Origin of the sequence: Rhodoferax saidenbachensis (assembly GCF_031457975.1) — a bacterium.
GTDB classification, from domain to species: Bacteria; Pseudomonadota; Gammaproteobacteria; order Burkholderiales; family Burkholderiaceae_C; genus Allorhodoferax; species Allorhodoferax saidenbachensis_A.
Genome location: NZ_JAVDXO010000003.1, coordinates 197,742 through 218,625, shown reverse-complemented (window position 1 = coordinate 218,625; position 20,884 = coordinate 197,742). Strand labels below are relative to the sequence as shown.

The 20,884-nt window shown below is 62.9% G+C and carries 20 protein-coding genes; 15 read left to right on the top strand and 5 right to left on the bottom strand.

Annotated elements, in window-relative coordinates:
* Positions 1–8 precede the first annotated feature (8 nt).
* From pheA to crcB, 11 genes are all read left to right on the top strand, one after another.
* Positions 9–1,091: a prephenate dehydratase gene (gene pheA, locus J2X15_RS09025; RefSeq protein WP_310341729.1), complete on the top strand. Its 1,083-nt coding sequence runs from the start codon at positions 9–11 to the stop codon at positions 1,089–1,091.
* An 18-nt stretch (positions 1,092–1,109) separates the two neighbouring features.
* On the top strand, positions 1,110–1,985 hold the full coding sequence (locus J2X15_RS09020) for a prephenate dehydrogenase (RefSeq protein WP_310341728.1): 876 nt from the start codon (positions 1,110–1,112) through the stop codon (positions 1,983–1,985).
* Entirely contained in the window at positions 1,985–3,982 is a 1,998-nt protein-coding gene (locus J2X15_RS09015; protein WP_310341727.1) for a bifunctional 3-phosphoshikimate 1-carboxyvinyltransferase/cytidylate kinase, read from the top strand. The genes J2X15_RS09020 and J2X15_RS09015 overlap by 1 nt, the downstream gene beginning before the upstream one ends.
* A gap of 155 nt (positions 3,983–4,137) precedes the next feature.
* Entirely contained in the window at positions 4,138–5,820 is a 1,683-nt protein-coding gene (gene rpsA, locus J2X15_RS09010; RefSeq protein ID WP_310341726.1) for a 30S ribosomal protein S1, read from the top strand.
* 122 nt (positions 5,821–5,942) lie between these two features.
* Positions 5,943–6,254, top strand: coding sequence for an integration host factor subunit beta (locus tag J2X15_RS09005; protein ID WP_310341725.1), 312 nt, complete (start codon positions 5,943–5,945; stop codon positions 6,252–6,254).
* A gap of 28 nt (positions 6,255–6,282) precedes the next feature.
* On the top strand, positions 6,283–6,597 hold the full coding sequence (locus tag J2X15_RS09000) for a LapA family protein (protein ID WP_310341724.1): 315 nt from the start codon (positions 6,283–6,285) through the stop codon (positions 6,595–6,597).
* Complete coding sequence (lapB, locus tag J2X15_RS08995; RefSeq protein ID WP_310341723.1) at positions 6,587–7,744, top strand: lipopolysaccharide assembly protein LapB; 1,158 nt, start codon at positions 6,587–6,589, stop codon at positions 7,742–7,744. The genes J2X15_RS09000 and lapB overlap by 11 nt, the downstream gene beginning before the upstream one ends.
* A gap of 17 nt (positions 7,745–7,761) precedes the next feature.
* Positions 7,762–8,691 (top strand): D-glycero-beta-D-manno-heptose-7-phosphate kinase, encoded by a 930-nt coding sequence (gene rfaE1, locus J2X15_RS08990; protein WP_310341722.1) that lies wholly within the window; start codon positions 7,762–7,764, stop codon positions 8,689–8,691.
* Positions 8,688–9,710 carry an ADP-glyceromanno-heptose 6-epimerase gene (rfaD, locus tag J2X15_RS08985; protein ID WP_310341720.1) on the top strand — a complete coding sequence of 341 codons (1,023 nt, stop codon included), beginning with the start codon at positions 8,688–8,690 and terminating at the stop codon, positions 9,708–9,710. The genes rfaE1 and rfaD overlap by 4 nt, the downstream gene beginning before the upstream one ends.
* A 4-nt stretch (positions 9,711–9,714) precedes the next feature.
* Entirely contained in the window at positions 9,715–9,999 is a 285-nt protein-coding gene (locus J2X15_RS08980; protein ID WP_310341719.1) for a ComEA family DNA-binding protein, read from the top strand.
* Positions 9,999–10,397, top strand: a complete 399-nt coding sequence (gene crcB / locus J2X15_RS08975) for a fluoride efflux transporter CrcB (RefSeq protein WP_310341717.1) — start codon at positions 9,999–10,001, stop codon at positions 10,395–10,397. The genes J2X15_RS08980 and crcB overlap by 1 nt, the downstream gene beginning before the upstream one ends.
* Here the strand turns inward: crcB and J2X15_RS08970 are convergent.
* Complete coding sequence (locus J2X15_RS08970) at positions 10,388–11,992, bottom strand: methyl-accepting chemotaxis protein (protein WP_310341715.1); 1,605 nt, start codon at positions 11,990–11,992, stop codon at positions 10,388–10,390. The genes crcB and J2X15_RS08970 overlap by 10 nt on opposite strands.
* A gap of 90 nt (positions 11,993–12,082) precedes the next feature.
* Here J2X15_RS08970 and nhaD point away from each other — a divergent pair, with 90 nt between their 5' ends.
* The 4 genes from nhaD to J2X15_RS08950 all read left to right on the top strand — a co-directional run bounded on the left by nhaD (position 12,083) and on the right by J2X15_RS08950 (position 16,239).
* Positions 12,083–13,366 (top strand): sodium:proton antiporter NhaD, encoded by a 1,284-nt coding sequence (nhaD, locus tag J2X15_RS08965; RefSeq protein WP_310341712.1) that lies wholly within the window; start codon positions 12,083–12,085, stop codon positions 13,364–13,366.
* A 149-nt stretch (positions 13,367–13,515) separates the two neighbouring features.
* Positions 13,516–14,055, top strand: a complete 540-nt coding sequence (locus tag J2X15_RS08960; RefSeq protein ID WP_310341709.1) for a TRAP transporter small permease subunit — start codon at positions 13,516–13,518, stop codon at positions 14,053–14,055.
* Between the two features lie 48 nt (positions 14,056–14,103).
* Positions 14,104–15,654, top strand: coding sequence for a TRAP transporter large permease (locus J2X15_RS08955; protein ID WP_310341707.1), 1,551 nt, complete (start codon positions 14,104–14,106; stop codon positions 15,652–15,654).
* A gap of 84 nt (positions 15,655–15,738) precedes the next feature.
* The gene (locus J2X15_RS08950) at positions 15,739–16,239 is read left to right on the top strand and encodes a hypothetical protein (protein WP_310341704.1); all 501 of its coding nucleotides are present in this window, start codon (positions 15,739–15,741) and stop codon (positions 16,237–16,239) included.
* Positions 16,240–16,308: 69 nt separating this feature from the next.
* On the opposite strand, the gene J2X15_RS08945 is transcribed toward J2X15_RS08950, so the two are convergent.
* From J2X15_RS08945 to J2X15_RS08930, 4 genes are all read right to left on the bottom strand, one after another.
* Complete coding sequence (locus J2X15_RS08945; RefSeq protein WP_310341703.1) at positions 16,309–17,388, bottom strand: TRAP transporter substrate-binding protein; 1,080 nt, start codon at positions 17,386–17,388, stop codon at positions 16,309–16,311.
* 204 nt (positions 17,389–17,592) lie between these two features.
* Positions 17,593–19,488, bottom strand: a complete 1,896-nt coding sequence (gene dxs, locus J2X15_RS08940; protein ID WP_310341699.1) for a 1-deoxy-D-xylulose-5-phosphate synthase — start codon at positions 19,486–19,488, stop codon at positions 17,593–17,595.
* Positions 19,489–19,556: 68 nt separating this feature from the next.
* Positions 19,557–20,510, bottom strand: a complete 954-nt coding sequence (locus J2X15_RS08935) for a polyprenyl synthetase family protein (protein ID WP_310341697.1) — start codon at positions 20,508–20,510, stop codon at positions 19,557–19,559.
* Entirely contained in the window at positions 20,510–20,776 is a 267-nt protein-coding gene (locus tag J2X15_RS08930; RefSeq protein WP_310341694.1) for an exodeoxyribonuclease VII small subunit, read from the bottom strand. The genes J2X15_RS08935 and J2X15_RS08930 overlap by 1 nt, the downstream gene beginning before the upstream one ends.
* Positions 20,777–20,884: the final 108 nt, after the last annotated feature.

The following is a 20,884-nucleotide window of genomic DNA, read 5'->3' as shown; positions in this document are numbered from 1 at the left end:
CACCCACCATGGCACGCACCCTCCCCGAACTCCGAGTCCTGATCGACGCCGTCGACCAGGAGCTGCTGACCCTGCTCTCTCGCCGTGCAGCCTTGGCCAACGAGGTCGGCGAGGTCAAGAAGCTCGATGGCTCTGCCGTCTTCCGCCCCGACCGCGAAGCCCAGGTCATCGCCAACTTGCAACAGGCGAACCAGGGCGCGCTAAAAAGCGAAAGCGTGGCCGTCATCTGGCGCGAAATCATGTCAGCCTGCCGCGCCTTGGAGGCGCCGCAACGCGTGGCCTACCTGGGCCCCAAGGGCACCTTCAGCGAAGAAGCCGCCCTGCGTTTCTTCGGCTCCAGCATCACCCACGTGCCCTGCGCCAACTTTGACGAGGTGTTCCACGCGGCGACTGCGGGCTCGGCAGAATTTGGTGTGATTCCTGTAGAGAACAGCACCGAGGGCGTGGTGACGCGCTCGCTGGACCTGCTGCTCAACTCGCCACTGCACATCGTGGGCGAAATCAGCCTGCTGGTGCGCCACCATCTGCTTCGCAGCACCGCATCGTTGGAGGGCATTGAAGTGGTGCTGGCTCACCCCCAGGCGCTGGCCCAGTGCCAGCAGTGGCTCACCACCCACTTGCCCCATGCCGAGCGCCGCGCTGTCTCCAGCAATGCCGAAGGCGCACGTCTAGCCGCCAGCAACCCAGCCTGGGCTGGCATTGCCAGCGAGCGCGCGGGTTCCGAATTTGGCCTGCACATCGCGTCGCACGCCATCCAGGACGAGGCCTTCAACCGCACCCGCTTTGTCGTGGTCTGCCTGCCCAGCGTGCTGCCAGCCCCTGAGGCGTCCGGCAAGGACTGCACCAGCCTGGTGGTGTCCGTGCCCAACAAACCCGGCGCCGTGCATGACATGCTGGTGCCACTCAAACTCCACGGCGTGTCCATGACACGTTTTGAATCCCGGCCGGCACGTTCCGGCCAATGGGAATACTATTTCTACATCGACTTGCAAGGCCACCCGTCGCAGCCCCACGTGGCGGCGGCCCTGAAAGACTTGTCCAGCCTGTGCGCCTTCTACAAGGTGCTGGGAACCTACCCGCTGGCCGACTGATGCACACCAGGACACCTTATGTTTGAACAGCTTGGCTTGATTGGATGTGGCTTGATGGGCGGCTCGTTTGCCCTGGCCCTCAAACGGGCCGGCCTGGTCAAGCGGGTCGTCGGTTACAGCAAGTCCCCGTCCACCACCGAGCGCGCGCGCCAGATGGGCGTGATCGACATCGAAGCGCCCTCAGCCTTGCTGGCCGTGTCGGGCGCCGACATCGTGCTGGTGGCTGTGCCCGTATCTGCTACCGAGGCCACCTTCAAGGCCATCAAGCACCTGGTCACGCCCAATATGCTGATCATGGACGTGGGTTCCACCAAGCGCGAAGTGATCGACGCGGGCCGCCGCGGCCTGCGTGAGCACATTGGTTCGTTTGTGCCCGCCCACCCCATTGCCGGCAAAGAGCTGTCGGGCGTGGAGCATGCCGATGCCGACCTGTACGCCGGCCGCCAGATCATCCTGACCCCGATTGAGCGCACCCTGACCACCCAGCTGCAAAAAGCCGTGGACGTGTGGACCGCGCTGGGCTGCCGCGTGCTCAAGATGTCACCCGAGCAGCACGACGCGGCCTTTGCTGCGGTCAGCCACCTGCCACACCTGATTGCGTTTGCACTCATGAACGCCATTTCGGGCCAGACCCTGGGCAAGGACTACCTCTCGCTGGCGGGCCCCGGCTTCCGCGACTTCACCCGCATTGCCGCCGGTGACCCCAAGATCTGGCGCGACATCATGGTCTCCAACCGCGAAGAGCTGCTGGAGCAAAGCAAGATTTTCCAGCGCACCCTGCAGGCCATGGAACTCATGATTTCCAGCGGCAATGGCGATGCGCTCGAAGGCCTGATCGAACAGGCCAGCAACACCCGCGCCCACTGGACCATGGCGTCCAAACACAATAAATAATGTTCTCCACTGCCTTTCTGGACCTCCCCCCCCTCGCCCATGCGGCGGGCACCGTCACCCTCCCCGGCTCCAAAAGTATTTCCAACCGCGTGCTGCTGCTCGCCGCCATGAGCGCGGGCACCACCACCGTCCACGACCTGCTGGACTCTGACGACACCCGCGTGATGCTGGTGGCCCTGCGCACGCTGGGCTGCGGAGTGGAAGAATCCGGCGCCATCGTGCGCATCACCGGCCTGGGCGGTAAGCTGCCCAACCCGTCGGCGAAGCTGTTCCTGGGCAACGCCGGCACCGCCATGCGCCCGCTGACCGCCGCCCTGGCCGTGCTGGGTGGCGACTTTGAACTCAGCGGCGTGCCGCGTATGCACGAGCGCCCGATTGGCGACCTGGTGGACGCGCTGCGCCAGCTGGGCTGTCAGATTGACTACCTGGGCAACGACGGCTACCCGCCGCTGCGCCTGGGCCGCCCGACACTGAAGCTTGACGCGCCCATCCAGGTGCGTGGCGATGTGTCCAGCCAATTCCTCACAGCGCTGTTGATGGCGCTTCCACTGGTGGCTGCCAAAGACATCGTGATTGAGGTGGTGGGTGAACTGATTTCTCGTCCCTACATTGAGATCACGCTGAACCTGCTGGCACGCTTTGGCGTGCAGGTGCAGCGCGATGGCTGGCAACGCTTCACCATCCCCACCGGCTGCCAGCTGCAGTCGCCGGGTGACATCCATGTCGAAGCCGACGCCTCCAGCGCTAGCTATTTCATAGCACTTGGCGCAATAACGACGGGGGCTAGTGGCCACAATGGCATAAAAATCCAGGGCGTAGGCGCCGATTCCATCCAGGGCGACATCCGCTTCATGGACGCAGCCCAGGCCATGGGCGCCCAGATCGAAAGTGGGCCGAACTGGCTGAAGATTCAGCGCGATGCCTGGCCTCTGAAGGCCATTGACCTGGACTGCAACCACATCCCTGATGCGGCCATGACCCTGGCCGTGATGGCGCTGTACGCTGACGGCACCACCACCCTGCACAACATCGCCAGCTGGCGTGTGAAAGAAACCGACCGCATCGCCGCCATGGCCACCGAGCTGCGCAAGCTGGGCGCCACCGTGGTGGAGGGGCAGGACTTCATCCAGGTGACTCCCCCAGCCTCCCGTGCCGACTGGAAGGCCGCCAGCATCCACACCTATGACGACCACCGCGTTGCCATGTGTTTCTCGCTGGCCGCCTTCAACCCGGCTGACTTGCCTGTACGCATTGAAGATCCCAAATGCGTGGCCAAGACCTTCCCGGACTACTTTGAGGCGCTGTTTTCGGTCGCCACGGCCAATACCACCGCCATTCCCGTGGTCTGCGTGGACGGCCCCACGGCTTCTGGCAAAGGCACGTTGGCGGCTGTACTGGCCGAAAAGCTGGGTTACCACTTTCTGGACTCCGGCTCGCTCTACCGCATCACCGGGCTGGCGGCCACCCGCGCCGGCATCGCGCTGGACGTCGCCAACGAACAGGCCATCGTCAGCCTGCTGCGCAGCCTGCCCATCCACTTCGAGGGCAGCCACATCTGGCTGGCCAACGAGGATGTGAGCGAGGCCATCCGCACCGAAGACGCGGGTATGAACGCCTCCAAAGTGTCGGCTTTTCCTGCGGTACGGGCTGCGCTGATCGACCTCCAGCGCGGTTTTCGCAAGCTGCCCGGCCTGGTGGCCGACGGGCGCGACATGGGCACGGTGATCTTCCCGGACGCCCCGCTGAAGGTCTACCTGACCGCCAGCGCCGCCTGTCGCGCCGAGCGGCGCTATAAGCAGTTGATTTCAAAGGGAATTCCCACTACAATCGACAGTCTTCGTGCCGACCTGGAGGCGCGCGACGCGCGAGACTCGTCTCGAACCGTCGCCCCCTTGAAGCCTGCAGAAGATGCCCAGTTGCTGGACAACTCGGATTTGACAGTCGAATCGTCTGTTGAAACGGTGTTGGCCTGGTGGCAAGGCAAACAGCCTTTCTAGCCCCGGCTAGCTAGGCAGTTGGTAGAAAACAAAGGCTTGTGCCTTTGTGTGGTCCCCATAGCTCTTCTCGCGCGTCTGCGCACCGGCTCTGGGGTTCAATAACGTAACCCCGCGGTAAAACGCGAATTAACCTGCGGTTAAACCCGCATCACCTCATGTCTGAATCTTTCGCAGCCCTATTTGAAGAGTCTCTACAACGCTCGGAAATGCGCACCGGTGAAGTTATCACCGCTGAAGTCGTCCGTATCGAGCACAGCTTCGTCGTGGTCAACGCTGGCCTCAAGTCCGAAGCCTATGTGCCAATCGAAGAGTTCAAGAGTGACAAGGGCGAACTCGAAGTCCAAGTGGGCGACTTCGTGTCTGTGGCCATCGATTCCGTGGAAAACGGCTATGGCGACACCATCCTTTCCCGCGACAAGGCCAAGCGTCTGGCTTCCTGGATGAGCCTGGAAAAGGCCCTGGAATCCGGCGAATTCGTGACCGGTACCACTTCCGGCAAGGTCAAGGGCGGTCTGACCGTTCTGGTCAACGGCATCCGTGCTTTCCTGCCCGGTTCGCTGGTCGACACACGTCCTACCAAGGACCTGTCTCCCTACGAAAACAAGACCCTGGAATTCAAGGTTATCAAGCTGGACCGCAAGCGCAACAACGTCGTGTTGTCTCGCCGTGCCGTGGTCGAAGCCTCCATGGGCGAAGAACGCGCCAAGCTGATGCACACCCTCAAAGAAGGTTCTGTGGTGCAAGGCGTGGTCAAGAACATCACCGAATACGGTGCATTCGTGGACCTGGGCGGTATCGACGGCCTGCTGCACATCACCGACATGGCATGGCGCCGTGTCCGTCACCCTTCCGAAGTGGTGACCGCTGGTCAAGAGATCACTGCCAAGATCCTGAAGTTCGACACCGAAAAGAACCGCGTGTCTCTGGGTCTGAAGCAAATGGGCGACGATCCCTGGATGGGCGTGAACCGCCGCTACCCCCAAGGTACCCGCATGTTCGGCAAGATCACCAACATCGCCGACTACGGCGCGTTTGTGGAACTGGAACCCGGAATCGAAGGTCTGGTGCACGTGTCCGAAATGGACTGGACCAACAAGAACGTTGCACCTTCGAAGATCGTTGCCTTGGGTGACGAAGTCGAAGTCATGGTTCTGGAAATCGACGAAGACAAGCGTCGCATCTCCCTGGGCATGAAGCAGTGCAAGGCCAACCCATGGCAAGAATTTGCTCAGAACACCAAGCGCGGCGACCGCGTGAAGGGCCCCATCAAGTCCATCACCGACTTCGGCGTGTTCGTGGGTCTGGCTGCCGGTATCGACGGCCTGGTGCACCTGTCCGACCTGTCTTGGAACGAGTCCGGCGAAACCGCCGTGCGCGAATTCAAGAAGGGCCAAGAAGTCGAGGCTTTGGTCTTGGCTGTGGACGTGGACCGCGAACGCATCTCCCTGGGTATCAAGCAGTTGGACTCCGATCCTTTCACCACCTTCGTGTCGGTCAACGACAAGGGCCAGATCGTGACCGGCAAGGTCAAGACCGTGGACGCCAAGGGTGCTGAAATCGACCTGGGTGAAGACATTCTGGGTTACCTGCGCGCTTCCGAAATCAGCCGCGACCGCGTTGAAGACGCACGCAACGTGCTGAAAGAAGGCGACGAAGTGACGGCTGTGGTGGTGAACGTGGATCGCAAGACCCGCAACATCCAGTTGTCCATCAAGGCGAAAGACATGGCTGACCAAAACGAAGCCATGCAATCCCTGAGCCAGCAGTCTGCCCGCGAAAACGCCGGTACGACCAGCCTTGGCGCTCTGTTGCGTGCCAAACTGGACAACAACTCCTAATCAGCTGGGGGCAGATCTAACGGTCTGCCCCACCAAACATCTGATATGTTGTTGACCTGAACGAACGACCGGCTTCCCTTGGGGTGCCGGTCGTTTTTTCTTAGCCTTATCCCTGGATTGCCATGACCCGCTCCGACCTCGTTGAAGAACTGGCCAACCGTTTCAGCCAGCTAACCCACCGCGATGCCGAATTCGCCGTGAAGGCCATTCTGGATGCCATGAACGACGCCCTGGTCCGTGGTCACCGCATTGAAATCCGTGGTTTTGGCAGCTTCTCGATCAACCGCCGCCCGCCCCGCATGGGCCGCAATCCGCGCAGCGGCGAGAGCGTGGCCATTCCCGAAAAACGCGTCCCCCACTTCAAGCCCGGCAAGGCCCTGCGTGAGGCTGTGGACCAACGTACTGCCGAGCTGGAATCCCACCCCAAGGGCTGAGTAGAATTCCTCGCTACTGAGGAGATCAATGAAACAGCTCGTATGGCTCTTTAAGTGGCTACTTAAAGCGGCCATTTTTTTTACCCTGTTCGCCTTCGCCCTGAACAACCAGGGCGATGTGACCGTGCACTTTTTCTTTGGCACGCACTGGACCGCACCGCTGGTGCTGGTGGTGCTGGTGGCCTTTGCCGCCGGTTTGCTGATTGGTGTGCTCGGCATGGTGCCGCGCTGGTGGCGCCACCGCCGGGCCGCCAGCCGCGCACGCCAGGCCGCGGCCACCGCGATTGCCAACGCCAACGCAGAATCCAACAAACCTCCGATGGCCCCACCGCATGGACTTTGACATCACCCTGATCCTCATGGGCCTGCCCGTGGCCTTTGTGCTGGGGTGGCTGGCCTCGCGCATGGACATGCGCCAGCTGCGCATGGAAAACCGCCAGGCGCCCAAGGCCTATTTCAAGGGCCTGAACTTTCTGCTCAACGAGCAGCAAGACCAGGCGATCGACGCCTTCATTGAGGCCGTACAAAACGACCCCGACACCTCGGAACTGCACTTTGCGCTGGGCAACCTGTTCCGCCGCCGGGGCGAGTACGAACGTGCTGTGCGGGTGCACGAGCACCTGCTGTCGCGCGGCGACCTGAGTCTGGACGACCGCCACCGTGCGCAGCACGCGCTGGCACTGGATTACCTCAAGGCTGGCCTGCTGGACCGTGCGGAGGACGCGCTGCTCAAGCTGGAAGGCACACGCTTTGAAGCCCAGGCCCGCCTGGCCCTGTTGGCCAACTACGAACGCTCACGTGACTGGGAGCAGGCCGCACTGGTGGCCCAAAAACTGGAGTCCAGCGACCAGGGCAGCTTCAAGGGCCGCCTGGCGCACTACCTGTGTGAACAGGCCGCCACACTGCGGGCCGCTGGCGAAACCGCCCAGGCACAGTTCCTGTTGCACCAGGCCATTGCCACCGCGCCTGACGTGCCACGCCCGCGCATGGACCTGGCCGACCTGCAGGCCCACAACGGGCACGCGGCCCAGGCCTACGCCACGCTGACCGAGGCCATGCAGGCCGCCCCCGGTGCCGTGGCCCTGATCGCTCCGCTCTTGGCCCAGCAAGCTGTGGCCGCGGGCCAAGGCGTGGCCGCGCTGGCCCTGCTCAAGGATTGCTACGCCCAGGTTGCCTCGCTGGACGTGCTGGACGCCATCGTGGCGCTGGAAGCCGCCAGTAGCGAAACCACGCCCACCGCCCGCGACTGGTACGCCCGCCACCTCGAGAAAGAACCTTCGCTGGTCGCAGCGGCCAAATGGATTGCCGGCGAAAAGCTGGAGCGCGAAGCCTTTCACCCCCAGGTCCAGCGCGCGCTGGACCATGCGGTCAAACCCCTCACACGCTACCGCTGCGCGGCCTGCGGCTTTGAAGCCAAGGTGCACTTCTGGCAATGTCCAGGCTGCCAGGCCTGGGACAGCTACCCCGCACGCCGTGTGGAAGAACTCTGAATCGCTATAACAAGACCATGACGATTTCCAAACTGACTCTTTCAAAAGCCCGCGTGTTGGTCGTGGGCGATGTGATGCTGGACCGCTACTGGTACGGTGCGGTAGACCGCATCAGCCCGGAAGCGCCGGTGCCCGTGGTACGCGTCACGCGCGAAGAAGAGCGCTGCGGTGGCGCCGCCAACGTGGCCTTCAACGCCGCCACGCTGGGCGCCCAGGCGTCGTTGTTGACCGTGGTGGGTGACGATGAAGCCAGCCACAAGCTAGAAGCGCTGGTGGCCACCACCGGCATCCGCACCCACTTTGGCCGCGACAGCGACCTGAAGACCACGGTCAAGCTGCGCGTCATTGGCCGCCAGCAGCAATTGATCCGCCTGGACTTTGAGAACACCCCCAACCATGAGATCCTGGCGGGTCAAACTGCCATTTTTGAAAACCTGCTGCCCCAGCACGATGCGATTCTGTTTTCCGACTACGGCAAGGGCGGACTGGCCCACGTAAGCGACATGATTGCGCGCGCGCGCACTGCGGGCAAACCGATCTTCATCGACCCCAAGGGGAGCGATTACTCGCGCTACCAGCAGGCCACCGTCATCACACCGAACCGCGCTGAGCTGCAGCAGGTGATTGGCGCCTGGCACAGCGAAGACGAGCTGCGCAACAAGGTCAGCGCCCTGCGCGAACAACTCCAGCTGGACGCCGTGCTGCTGACCCGCAGCGAGGAAGGCATGACGCTGTTCGATGCCGCGGGCCAATTGCATGTGAGCGCCCAGGCGCGCGAAGTGTTTGACGTGACCGGCGCCGGCGACACGGTGATTGCCACCATGGCGGCCATGGTCGGGGCCGGATTGAGTTTGCGCGAGGCCGTGCCTCTGGCGAACCGCGCCGGTGGTTTGGTGGTGGGTAAATTCGGCACCGCCACGGTGTCTTACGAGGAGCTATTTGCATGACACGCATCGTGGTCACCGGCGCCGCCGGTTTCATTGGCAGCAACATCATCGCAGGGCTGAACGCCCGCGGACTCACCGACATCATCGCGGTGGACGACCTCAAGCAGGGTGACAAATTCCGCAACCTGGCCGACCTGCAGATTGCCGACTATGTGGACGCCGACAGCTTCTACGACGACTTTGCCTCCGGCCACTATGGCCAGGTAGAAGCCGTGTTCCACGAAGGCGCCTGCAGCGACACCATGGAGCAGGACGGCAAGTACATGATGGCGAACAACTACACGCTGTCGTGGCACTTGTTCCAGGCCTGCCAAAAGCGCGGTGCGCGCCTGCTGTATGCATCCAGCGCGGCCACCTATGGCGGCTCGGACACCTTCCGTGAAGAGCCCGCGTTCGAGGCACCGCTCAACGTCTACGGCTATTCCAAGCTGCTCTTTGACCAGCGCATGCGCCGTGAGTGCGGCAACGACTTCCAGCGTACCAAGGCCGGCAAGACGCACCAGGTGGTGGGCTTTCGCTACTTCAACGTCTATGGCCCGCGCGAGCAGCACAAGGGCCGCATGGCCAGTGTGGCCTTCCACCAATACCACCAGTTCAACGCCGAAGGCAAGGTCAAGCTGTTTGGCGAGTACGGCGGCTACCCGCAAGGTGGCCAGATGCGCGACTTTGTCTTTATTGACGACGTGGTCGCCGTGAACCTCTGGTTCTTTGACCATCCCACACAAAGCGGCATCTTCAACCTCGGCTCCGGCCGCGCCCAGCCCTTCAACGACGTGGCAAGCTCCGTGGTCAACGCCATGCGCGGCCTACGGGGTGAAGGCGCCTTGCCGCTGGCCGACATCGCCGCCCAGGGTCTGGTGGAGTACATCCCCTTCCCCGACGCGCTGCGCGGCAAGTACCAGTGCTACACCCAGGCCGACCTGACGGCCCTGCGCGCTACGGGCTGCGACCACGCGTTTGTGGACGTGCAAACCGGCGTGGGCAAGTACGTGCAGTGGCTGGCCAGCCGTAAGGCCTAAGCCCATGGCCTACGCACGCTCCCTGGCCCTGCTGGCTGCCGGCCTGCTGCTCAACCTCTCCAGCTGGGCGTTGGAGGTGAATGACGCCACCGAGGCGCAGCTAGACGGCGTGCGTGGACTGGGCCCCAGCCAGACCGCACGCATTCTGCAGGCACGCGAGATCGGTCCCTTCAAGAGCTGGGCCGACTTCATGGCCCGTGTCAAAGGCATCAAAGCCAGCAGCGCCACCAAACTGTCTGCCCAAGGCCTGACAGTGGGCGGCGCGCCCTACCCCGGAGTCACCCCGTAATGCTGGCCGTCTTCGCTATCTGTGTGGGTGCCTGCGCCGGTGCCTTGGCGCGCTGGCAATTGGGCCTGTGGTTCAACCCTGCAGCCGCAGCAGCGGGCACCACACTGCCGCTGGGCACGCTGGCCGCCAACCTCATCGGTGGCTACCTGATTGGCGTGTGCGTGGCCGTGTTCCAGGCCCTGCCGCAGCTGGACCCGGCCTGGCGGCTGGCGCTGGTCACCGGCTTTCTGGGTGCACTCACCACCTTCTCCAGTTTCTCGGCAGAAGTCGTAGGCATGCTGGGCCAGCAGCGCTATGCGCTGGCGCTGGGCACCTCGGCCGTGCACCTGCTGGGCTCTCTCCTGCTCACCGTGGCGGGCATCCGGTCTGCTACGTATTTCATAGCTTCTCACGCATAGTTCATGAGGGCTAGTGGCCTGTTTGGCATCAAGCCAGGGCCGTCATCGAGCTGAAACACTTGCACTGCGGTGCGCAGATGCTGGGTTTCCTGGGCCAGGCTCAGGGCGCCCGCCGCCGACTCCTCCACCATGGCCGCGTTTTGTTGCGTCGCTTGGTCAATCTGGTCCAGCGTGATGCGCAGCTGGCCAATGCCGGTGTGCTGCGCCTGGGCGGCACTGCGGATGGTCTCGATGGTCAGGGACACTTGGCCCACGCTGCGCACAATGTCCTGCATGGTGCGCCCGGCACTTGCCACCAGCACGGTGCCCTGCTCCACCGCCTCTACCGAGCGGCCAATGATGGCCTTGATCTCACGCGCGGCCTCGGCCGAGCGGCCCGCCAGGCCGCGTACTTCGCTGGCCACCACCGCAAAGCCACGGCCCTGGTCGCCCGCGCGTGCGGCTTCCACGGCGGCGTTCAGCGCCAGGATGTTGGTCTGAAACGCAATACCGTCGATGACCTGGATGATGTCGGCAATCTTGCGCGACGCGCCATTGATGTCCTGCATGGTCTGCACCACCTGGGCCACCACGGCACCGCCACGTTCTGCCACCTGGTGAGCTGCCACGGCCGAGTGCACGGCCTGCTGGGCCGATTCGGCCGTGTGGCGCACGGCATCTGACAACTGGCCCACGGCCACTGCGGTGCGCTGCAGCGAGACTGCGGCCTTCTCCGTGCGTTCGGACAGCTCGGTATTGGCCATGGCAATTTCATCGGTGTTGCTGCTCACCACGTCCACGCCTGCGCGTACCTGGGTCACCAGGCCCGCCAGGGCGGTGTGCATGCGCCCCAGGTCGCGCTGCACAGCGCCCAGTTCGTCGTGGCCGTGCACCTGCAGCGGGGCACGCAAATCCCCCTGGCCCCAGGCATCAGCGGTGGTTTGTAGCTGGGCAATCGGCCGCAGGATGGAGCGCACGATGGCCAGCACCAGTGCAGTCGCCAGTGCAGCCACCAGCAACGTGGCCACGCCGACCAACCAAGGTGCCTGCGCACCGGTGGCCTCCAGTGCATCGCGCCGCTGCGCAGCCCGGGCCGAGATGGATGCAGTCAATGTCTGCAACGCGGCCTCGGCCTGCTGAATCTGCGCCTTGTGCGGCGCCATGGCCCGGTTGCCAGCCCAGGGATCGTTGAGCTCGCCACGGGCCATTTGCCCGAGGATGGATTTGAAGCCCGCCGCGTAGCGGTCCAAGGCCTGCAGCATGTCAGCCAGCGCCACCGCATCTGCGGGCTGTGCCAGCGCCTGGGTGCGGGCAATGGCCTCGCGTGTGCGGGCCACCTCGGCCGTCCACTGTGCGGTGAACTGCTCGGTCTCCTGCTCATCACCCATGGTCAGGAAAATGTCTTTTTCAAACCGGCGGGCGCTGCCCAGCGCGGTGCGCACATCGCCCAGGGTTTGCACGGCTTCAAACTCGGCGTCGATGAAGTCGGTGGCGCGCTGTGCCTCGCGGGTGATGGTGAAGGCGGCAAAGGTGCCCACCAGCGCCAGCGCACCTACAGAGAACGCCAACAGCAAGAACAACCGCGAACGAATCCGCCAATGCACCAACCACGCCATGGGAACCTCCTTGTGAAGCGCGATGGTCATGCATCGCCGTGACGCGGTTGTGACACAGCTTTACACTCCCCCGACCCGAGAAAGCCCCCCATGCAGACCGCCCTGATGTGTATCTTCGTTGTAGCCTATGTCGCCATCGCCCTGGAGCATCCGCTTGGGGTCAACAAGTCGGCCTCCGCACTGCTGGGGGCGGGCCTGCTGTGGACGCTGTATGCGCTGGGCCAAAACGACGCCACCCTGGTCAATACGCAACTGGGCGAATCACTCATGGGGACCGCGCAGATCGTCTTCTTCCTCATGGGCGCCATGACGATTGTGGAGGTGGTGGACGCACACAACGGCTTTGAGGTGATCACCTCGCGCATCAAGACCACGCGGCTATCGACGCTCATGTGGCTGGTCGGTCTGGTGTCCTTCTTTCTCAGCTCCATCCTGGACAACCTGACCACCACCATCGTGATGGTCTCGCTCATGAAGAAGCTGCTGCAAGAGCGCGATGACCGCCTCTTCTTTGCCGGCATCATCGTCATCGCCGCCAATGCCGGTGGCGCCTGGACACCCATTGGTGACGTCACCACCACCATGCTGTGGATTGGCGGTCAGATCACGGCACAGGAGATCATGAAGGGCTTGTTCCTGCCCTCGCTGGTCAACCTGTTGGTGCCACTGGCCGTGACCAGCTGGATGCTGGGCACGCGGCCCGTACGGGCCCCGCAGCGCAACGCCGACGAGGCGGGTCTGGAAACCAGCGCGTTCGAGCGCAACCTGATGTTCTTTCTGGGCCTGGCCATCCTGGTGCTGGTGCCGGTGTTCAAGACACTGACCCACCTGCCCCCGTTCATGGGCATCCTGCTGGGCCTGGGCCTGCTGTGGCTGGTGGGCGACCTGGTGCACCGCCAGGAAGAGGACCTGCGCAAGCAGCGCCTGACGCTGGCACGCGCCCTCACCCGCATCGACATGGGTTCGCTGGTGTTCTTTATTGGCATTTTGCTCAGCGTGGCGGTGCTGGAGCACACCCATGTGCTGTCCTCCATCGCCCAGTGGCTGGACCGTACTGTGGGGCGCCAGGACGCCATCGTGATGATCATTGGCCTGGTCAGCGCCGTGGTGGACAACGTCCCCCTCGTGGCCGCCAGCATGGGCATGTACAGCCTGGCCCAATACCCTGCCGACAGCTTTCTGTGGGAGTTCATGGCCTACTGCGCGGGTACCGGGGGCTCCATCCTCATCATTGGCTCGGCGGCGGGCGTAGCCGCCATGGGCCTGGAGAAGATCGACTTCCTCTGGTACGCCCGCAAAATCGGTGGGCTAGCGCTGCTGGGCTACCTGGCAGGCGCCGTGGTTTACATCGGCCTGGAACGCTGGCTGCACTAGTGCCAAAAGCGCATTGGGGCCCGGACTTAAGGGTAAACACCAAGCGCATGCGTCAGGCTTTCTACAGGGGATTTAAGGCACTATCCAAGACTTGAAAGCACGGCCTGCGCCTGCGCGTGCCCCCGAACAAGACTAATGGAGACTCCCCTGTGATTGCACTACTGAAATTTGCTTTTGGCATTGACTGGGTCAGCGAAAAGCTAGGCACCTTCGCGTCGTGGACGGTGTTGCTGGCCGCCCTGATCAGCGCGGGCAATGCCTTCATCCGCTACGGCTTCGACCTGACCTCCAACGGTTGGATCGAGATCCAGTGGTACCTGTTTGCCTACACCGTGATGGTGGGCGCCCCCATCGTGCTCAAGCTCAATGAACATGTGCGGGTGGACCTGATCTACGGCAAGCTCAAGGGCAACAAGCCGGTGTATGTAGACCTGTTCGGGCTGCTGTTTTTCCTGCTGCCCGTGATCTCCCTGCTCACCTACCTGTCGGCCCATTATTTCTGGGGCATTTACGTGTCCCACGAAATGTCGCAAAACGCCGGTGGCCTGATTCGTTGGCCTGCGGTGTTGGCCATGCCCGTAGGCTTTGCCATGGTGTGGTTGCAAGGCGTGGCTGAAATCATCAAGCGCGTGGCGTATTTGCAAGGCAAGTACCAGATGGACACCCATTACGAAAAACCCCTGCAGTAAGCACGGCCGCCCCCATACCTACAACGACAAGATACTCAGGAACCTCCTATGCAACTGGAACATTTTCCCCCGCTGATGTTCGCGGGATTGGTCGTCATCATGCTGATCGGATTTCCGGTCGCATTCTCCCTGGCTGCGCTGGGCCTGGCCAGCGGCTTTTACGCCATCCAGATGGGCTGGTTTCCCGCCGCCTTCATGGGCAACCTGCCCATCTCGCTGTTCTCCATCCTGAACAATGAGCTGCTGCTGGCCATCCCCTTCTTCACCTTCATGGGCACCATCCTGGAGAAGTGCGGCCTGGCCGAAGACATGCTGGACTCCATGGGCCAGCTGTTTGGCCCGGTGCGCGGTGGCGTGGGCTACTCGGTCATCATCGTAGGCTTCATCCTGGGTGCCATTACCGGCACCGTGGCCGGCCAAGTGATCGCCATGGCGCTGATTTCGCTACCCGTGATGATGAAGTACAACTACAACATGCGCTACGCCACCGGCGTGCTGGCGGCCTCGGGCACCATCACGCAGCTGGTGCCACCGTCGTTGGTGCTGGTGGTGCTGGCTGACCAGTTGGGCCAACCCGTGGGCGATATGTACAAGGGCGCCTGGGGTCCTTCCATTCTGCAAGTGCTGATGTTTGCGGCCTATACCTTTGCGCTCTCGCGCTTCAAGCCCGAGTACCTGCCTGGCATCCCCAAGAGCGAACGCACGTTGGACGGCTGGGCCCTGTGGTCCAAGTGCCTGCGCGGCATCATTCCCTCCGCCGTGTTGATTTTTGCGGTGCTGGGTTCCATGGGCGGCCTGCCCTTCCAGAACACCGCCATTGCCACACCAACCGAAGCCGGCGCCATGGGCGTGGTGGGCGCGTTGATCCTGGCCGCCATGTCCAAACGCTTGACTCCCGCTCTGATCTGGGAAGCCATGAGTGGCACGATGCGCCTGACGGCCATGGTGGTGTTCATCCTGATCGGTTCACGTGTGTTCAGCCAGGTGTTCCAGGGCGTGGACGGTGCCAAGTGGGTCGAGCATTTGTTGACCGGCCTGCCCGGCGGCCAAGTCGGCTTCCTGGTGGTGGTGAACGTGTTTGTGTTCTTCCTGGCCTTCTTCCTGGACTTCTTTGAGATCGCCTTCATCATCGTGCCCATGCTGGCCCCGGTGGCCGACAAGATGGGTATCGACCTGATCTGGTTCGGCGTGCTGCTGTGCGTGAACCTGCAAACCAGCTTCATGCACCCACCATTCGGCTTCGCGCTGTTTTACCTGCGCGGCATTGCCGACACGCTGTTCAAGGACAAGCGCATTCCCCGCCCCGTGCTGTCCAACGACATCTACCTCGGTGCCATCCCCTGGGTGCTAATGCAAATCATCCTGGTGGTGGTGGTGATTTTCCTGCCCCAGTCGGTCACCATGTTCCTGGACGAGAAGATCGTGGTGGACATCGACAAGGTGACGATTGAAATGCCCGCCGAAGAAGGAGCCCCTGCCACCATGGAACTCAAACCTGGTGAAGTAGCACCCCCTGTGGACGCTGCGGCGGTCGACAAGGCTGCAGAAAAAGCTGCCGAAGACGAGCAGAAAAAAATCGACGAGCTGTTCAAAAAATAAGGCCCCCGCTCCAGCCCCGCTGGGGCCCTGCCTGCCACGGCCCCGCCTTCAATGGGTGGGGCCTTTTTACTTTCAGGAACCTGCATGCCCCGAGACACCTCCGCTCCCCTGGCGCCCACACCTCCCGCCGTGCTGAACTTCACCCCCGAGGCTGGTGAAGTCACCTCGCCCGCCTATGGCACCGCGTTCAAGGGCATTGCCCTGGTGCTGCTGGTACTGGCCGGCGCGTGGGCCTGGCAGATGCACCAATGGAATCTGCAGCAGGCCGCGCCGCAGCCCGTTTTCTGGCTGTTAGCACCCTGGGGGCTGATGGCCTACACCGTATGGTTTGTGATCACCGGCACTACACGACTCAACGGCCAGTTTTTGGAGCAATCGTGGATGTGGCGCAAGCGCGTGGAGTTGAACAACCTGGCCTATGCCAAAGTCATCCGCATTGGCGGGCTGGACTGGCTGATTGCCCCACGGCTCTACACCAAGAGCTTTGGTGGCAAGCTGATCATCTTTTATGCGGCCGATGCCGCCATGCTGGCCGAATTCAAACGCTTGGAACTGGCACTGACCGAACTGCGCAACGACCCCTGAAGACTGCGCGTGCGCCCATAAAAAAACCGCGCCGTAGCGCGGTTTTTTGTTGCCACTAAAGTCGTGGTTTTACAGCTTCTGATTTTGCATGAAGCCGTCGAACTTGGCTTCGGTGAAACGGAACCAGAGGTTAGAGTCGGCGCGGAACTTGGAGTAGTCGGCGTAGATCTTCTTCCAATCTTCGTTCTTGTCGTTCAGTTCGGCGTACAGGGCTTCGGCAGCCTTGAACGCAGCAGCCATCACGTCGTTGGGGAACGGACGCAGTTTGGTCCCGCTGCCCACCAACTGCTTCAGCGCAGCAGGGTTGCGGGCATCGTACTTGGCTTGCATGTCGGTGTGGGCATAGGCGGCAGCGCACTCGACGATGGCCTTGTTTTCGGCCGACAGGGCGTCGTAGGCCTTCTGGTTGATGTACAGGTCCAGCTGAGGACCGCCTTCCCACCATCCGGGGTAGTAGTAGTACGGTGCCACCTTGTTGAAGCCCAGCTTCTGGTCATCGTAGGGACCGACCCACTCGGCCGCATCGATGGTGCCTTTTTCCAGCGCGGTGTAGATTTCGCCGCCGGGAATGTTCTGGGGCACCACACCGATTTTTTCCATCACCTTGCCGGGGAAACCACCGGTACGGAACTTCAGACCTTGCAGGTCCTTCACCGACTTGATTTCCTTGCGGTACCAGCCACCCATCTGGGCGCCTGTGTTGCCCATGGGGAAGCTGATCATGTTGTACTTGGTGTAGAACTCGCGCATCAGCTTCAGGCCGTTGCCTTCGTACATCCAGGCGGTCATCTGGCGGCTGTTCAGGCCGAAGGGAATCGCACAGCCCAAAGCAAACGCTTCGTTCTTGCCGAAGAAGTAGTAAGGCGCCGTGTGTGCGCATTCCACCGCGCCATCTTTCACGGCATCGACCACACCGAACGGAGGCGTGATTTCGCCGCCCGCGTGGGTGGAGATTTCAAACTTGCCGCCCGACATTTCTTTCACTTTTTTGGCGAACACTTCGGCAGCACCGTAGATGGTGTCCAGCGCCTTGGGGAAGCTGGAAGCCAGGCGCCAGCGCACTGCGGCTTGTGCATGCACAGCAGGTGCTGCACCTGCGGCCAAAACGCCAGCAATGCCTGCGTTTTTGATGATTGAACGACGATCCATTCGGTGTACTCCGGTAATTGTGTTGTAACCATCTCACGGCGAAGTGCTCCCTTGCCGCAAGGACTGTAGTAGTCAAGCGCGATTGTAGGAACGCGGTGCCCCCCTTTCGTGGGGGTTTTCCCTCGACACGGGCAGGCTGGCGCGCCGCATTCAGGATTCTGCAAGCCAGCGCGTTGCGCGCTGGCTTTCTAACTGACTGGTGGCTTACGCAGCGCGTGCGGCAGGTGCCAACAATGCACCAAAACGCTGCGCAATCGAAGCCTGCATGCCCTTGGCGTCCAGCCCCTGCAATTGCAGCAAATAGGCCGGGTCTCCATGCTCGATGAACTCGTCCGCCAGTCCCAACTGCAGCACCGGCAGCTCAAGCCCGGCGGCCTGCAGGGCCTCCAGCACTGCGCTGCCCGCACCGCCCATGGTGGCGCCTTCTTCCACGGTTACCAGCGCCTGGTGGCTGTTCGCCACCTGCAGCAGCAAGGCCGTGTCCAGCGGCTTGGCCCAACGCATGTTCACCACCGTGGCTCCCAGCGCCTCGGCAGCCACCAGCGCGGGCTGCAACAGCGTGCCAAAGGCGAGGATGGCAATGCTTTGGCCCTGGCGGCGAATCTCTCCCTTGCCAAAGGGCAGCCCTTCCAGGCTGCTTTGCACGGCCACACCGGCGCCACTGCCACGCGGGTAGCGCACAGCCACCGGGTGGTTTTGCGCAAACGCGGTGCTCAGCAACTGGCGGCACTCGGCCTCATCGGCCGGGCAGGCGATGCTCATATTGGGAATGCAACGCAGGAAGGGAATGTCGTACGCGCCTGCATGGGTGGCCCCATCTGCGCCCACCAAGCCAGCGCGGTCCAGCGCAAACACCACAGGCAGGTTTTGCAGCGCCACGTCATGGATCAGCTGGTCATACGCACGCTGCAAAAAGGTAGAGTAAATCGCCACCACGGGCTTCAGCCCTTCGCAAGCCAAGCCACCGGCAAAGGTGACTGCGTGCTGCTCGGCAATGCCCACGTCAAAGTAGCGCGCCGGAAAGCGTTTTTCAAACTCCACCATGCCCGAACCCTCACGCATGGCCGGCGTGATACCGACCAGACGTGGGTCGGCAGCGGCCATGTCGCACAACCACTGGCCAAACACCTGGGTGAAGGTGGGCTTGGCCACGGCGGTGGACTTGACCAACCCCACAGCGGGGTCGAACTTGCCAGGGCCGTGGTAGGCCACGGGGTCGGCCTCGGCCAGCTTGTAGCCCTGGCCTTTTTTGGTGACCACATGTAAAAACTGCGGGCCCTTCAGGTGCTTGATGTTTTCCAGCGTGGGAATCAGCGAATCGAGGTCGTGGCCGTCGATGGGGCCGATGTAGTTGAAGCCGAACTTCTCGAACAGCGTGGCAGGCACCACCATACCCTTGGCCTGCTCTTCAATGCGTTTGGCCAGCGCAAACAGCGGCGGAGCGCCCTTGAGCACGCTCTTGCCCACATTTTTGGCCGCGGCGTAAAACTGGCCGCTCATGAGCTGTGCCAGATAGCGGTTCAGCGCGCCCACGGGCGGGCTGATGCTCATGTCGTTGTCATTCAAGATGACCAGCAGCTTGCAGTCTTCCACGCCAGCGTTGTTCAGCGCCTCAAACGCCATGCCGGCGGTCAGCGCGCCGTCGCCAATCACGGCCACCGAGTAACGGTCTTCGCCCTTGATGCGGGCGGCAAGCGCCATGCCCAGCGCGGCCGAGATGGAGGTGCTGGAGTGCGCGGTGCCAAAGGTGTCGTAGGGGCTCTCATCACGGCGCGGAAAGCCGGAGAGACCGCCGAACTGGCGCAGGCTGTGCATGCGGTCACGCCGGCCGGTGAGGATCTTGTGCGGATAGGTCTGGTGGCCCACGTCCCAGACCACACGGTCTTCAGGGGTGTTGAACACATAGTGCAGCGCCACGGTCAGCTCCACGGTGCCCAGGTTGGAGCTCAGGTGCCCACCGGTCTTGGCCACGCTGTTGAGCAGGTAGGTGCGCAACTCGTCGGCCAGGGTGCGCAGCTGCGCGCGCGGCAGTTGGCGCAGTGCCGCGGGGTCCTCAATCGTGGAGAGCAAGGGCAATGGAATGATGTCGTTAGAGGGCATTTGCTATCTTTTTAGTAGCTGCTTGCGCATATTATTCGGGGGCTAGAGGCCTATTTCTCTCTCAACACCTAGCTTGCGCGGTGCACCACCATGCCGGCCAGGGCCTGCAGGGCACGGGTGTCGGCCAGGCCACTGGCATGCAGTGCGTCCAGCGCCTGTTGCAGCAGCTGGGCCGCATAGGCCTGGCTGGCGGCCAGCCCCATCAGCGAAACATAGGTGGGCTTGTCATTGTCGGCGTCTTTGCCCGCGGTCTTGCCCAGCGTGGCCGAGTCGGCGGTCACGTCCAGAATATCGTCCACCACCTGGAAGGCCAGGCCAATGGCCGCACCGTAGGCCTCCAGGCCCTTGAGCGCCTGGGCCGAGGGGGCGGCGCAGTGCGCGCCCATCACCACGCTGCCCTGCAGCAGCGCGCCGGTCTTGAGCTGGTGCATCTCGCGCAGCTGGTTCTCCGTCAGCGGCAGGCCCACGCTGGCCAAGTCAATGGCCTGACCGCCCGCCATGCCTGCGCTGCCCGCGGCGCGCGCCAGCAGGCCACACAGGCGGGCCTGCACGGTACAGGGCACCGAGTCGTCCTGCGGGGTCAAAAATTCAAACGCCAGGGCTTGTAACGCATCACCGGCCAGCAGGGCGCTGGCCTCGCCAAACTGCACATGCACCGTGGGCTTGCCCCGGCGCAGCACGTCGTTGTCCATGCAGGGCATGTCGTCGTGCACCAGCGAATACGCGTGGATCAGCTCCACTGCGCAGGCCGCGCGCAAGGCGGCGGCTGGGCAGCCATGGCCATCGGCCGCAACGGCTTCGTGCGCGGCCAGCACCAGCAGCGGGCGCAGGCGCTTGCCGCCATCCAGCACCGAATAGCGCATGGCCTCCACCAGAGCGGCGGGCGCGCCGTGGTCCACGCCCTGGGGCGCGTCAGCGGTGATCCAGGCTTCCAGCGCGCGTTCCACCTGGTTCAGGCGTTCGCGGCTCCAGCTGTCCAGGTCAAAGGGGGCCACGGGGCGGGGGGCAACGGCGGCGAGCATCAGGCTTTCCAGGGTTTCAGGGCGCCGTCGTCCAGCACCTTGATTTGTTCTTCCACCGCCTGCAGCTTGTCGCGGCAGAACTGCAGCAACGCCGCGCCACGTTGGTAACCGCTCAGTAATTGGTCCAGCGGCATCTCGCCCGACTCCAGTCGGGCGACCAAGCGCTCCAACTCTTCCATGGCAGCCTCGTAGCTGGCGGGCGGGGCCACGCTGCTGTCGGCAGCGGCGTTGGCAAGGGTAGGAGAGGAAGCACTGGCCTTGGGCATGGGAGACGTTCAAAAAGCAAACCGCGATTTTAGGCCCAAGCAGGTACAATCGCCCCTCCCGCCTCCGGCCTCCCGCTTCTGGGATGGACGGCTCCCATTTACCGAGCA

Excerpts from the sequence above, each read along its gene's own strand:
- pheA (WP_310341729.1), top strand. The coding sequence starts at position 9 with ATGGCACGCACCCTCCCCGAACTCCGAGTCCTGATCGACGCCGTCGAC.
- J2X15_RS09015 (WP_310341727.1), top strand. The coding sequence starts at position 1,985 with ATGTTCTCCACTGCCTTTCTGGACCTCCCCCCCCTCGCCCATGCGGCG.
- J2X15_RS08945 (WP_310341703.1), bottom strand. The coding sequence starts at position 17,388 with ATGGATCGTCGTTCAATCATCAAAAACGCAGGCATTGCTGGCGTTTTG.
- J2X15_RS09000 (WP_310341724.1), top strand. The coding sequence starts at position 6,283 with ATGAAACAGCTCGTATGGCTCTTTAAGTGGCTACTTAAAGCGGCCATT.
- crcB (WP_310341717.1), top strand. The coding sequence starts at position 9,999 with ATGCTGGCCGTCTTCGCTATCTGTGTGGGTGCCTGCGCCGGTGCCTTG.
- J2X15_RS08955 (WP_310341707.1), top strand. The coding sequence starts at position 14,104 with ATGCAACTGGAACATTTTCCCCCGCTGATGTTCGCGGGATTGGTCGTC.
- J2X15_RS08930 (WP_310341694.1), bottom strand. The coding sequence starts at position 20,776 with ATGCCCAAGGCCAGTGCTTCCTCTCCTACCCTTGCCAACGCCGCTGCC.
- J2X15_RS08950 (WP_310341704.1), top strand. The coding sequence starts at position 15,739 with ATGCCCCGAGACACCTCCGCTCCCCTGGCGCCCACACCTCCCGCCGTG.
- J2X15_RS08980 (WP_310341719.1), top strand. The coding sequence starts at position 9,715 with ATGGCCTACGCACGCTCCCTGGCCCTGCTGGCTGCCGGCCTGCTGCTC.
- nhaD (WP_310341712.1), top strand. The coding sequence starts at position 12,083 with ATGCAGACCGCCCTGATGTGTATCTTCGTTGTAGCCTATGTCGCCATC.
- rfaD (WP_310341720.1), top strand. The coding sequence starts at position 8,688 with ATGACACGCATCGTGGTCACCGGCGCCGCCGGTTTCATTGGCAGCAAC.
- lapB (WP_310341723.1), top strand. The coding sequence starts at position 6,587 with ATGGACTTTGACATCACCCTGATCCTCATGGGCCTGCCCGTGGCCTTT.
- rpsA (WP_310341726.1), top strand. The coding sequence starts at position 4,138 with ATGTCTGAATCTTTCGCAGCCCTATTTGAAGAGTCTCTACAACGCTCG.
- dxs (WP_310341699.1), bottom strand. The coding sequence starts at position 19,488 with ATGCCCTCTAACGACATCATTCCATTGCCCTTGCTCTCCACGATTGAG.
- rfaE1 (WP_310341722.1), top strand. The coding sequence starts at position 7,762 with ATGACGATTTCCAAACTGACTCTTTCAAAAGCCCGCGTGTTGGTCGTG.
- J2X15_RS09020 (WP_310341728.1), top strand. The coding sequence starts at position 1,110 with ATGTTTGAACAGCTTGGCTTGATTGGATGTGGCTTGATGGGCGGCTCG.
- J2X15_RS09005 (WP_310341725.1), top strand. The coding sequence starts at position 5,943 with ATGACCCGCTCCGACCTCGTTGAAGAACTGGCCAACCGTTTCAGCCAG.
- J2X15_RS08935 (WP_310341697.1), bottom strand. The coding sequence starts at position 20,510 with ATGCTCGCCGCCGTTGCCCCCCGCCCCGTGGCCCCCTTTGACCTGGAC.
- J2X15_RS08970 (WP_310341715.1), bottom strand. The coding sequence starts at position 11,992 with ATGGCGTGGTTGGTGCATTGGCGGATTCGTTCGCGGTTGTTCTTGCTG.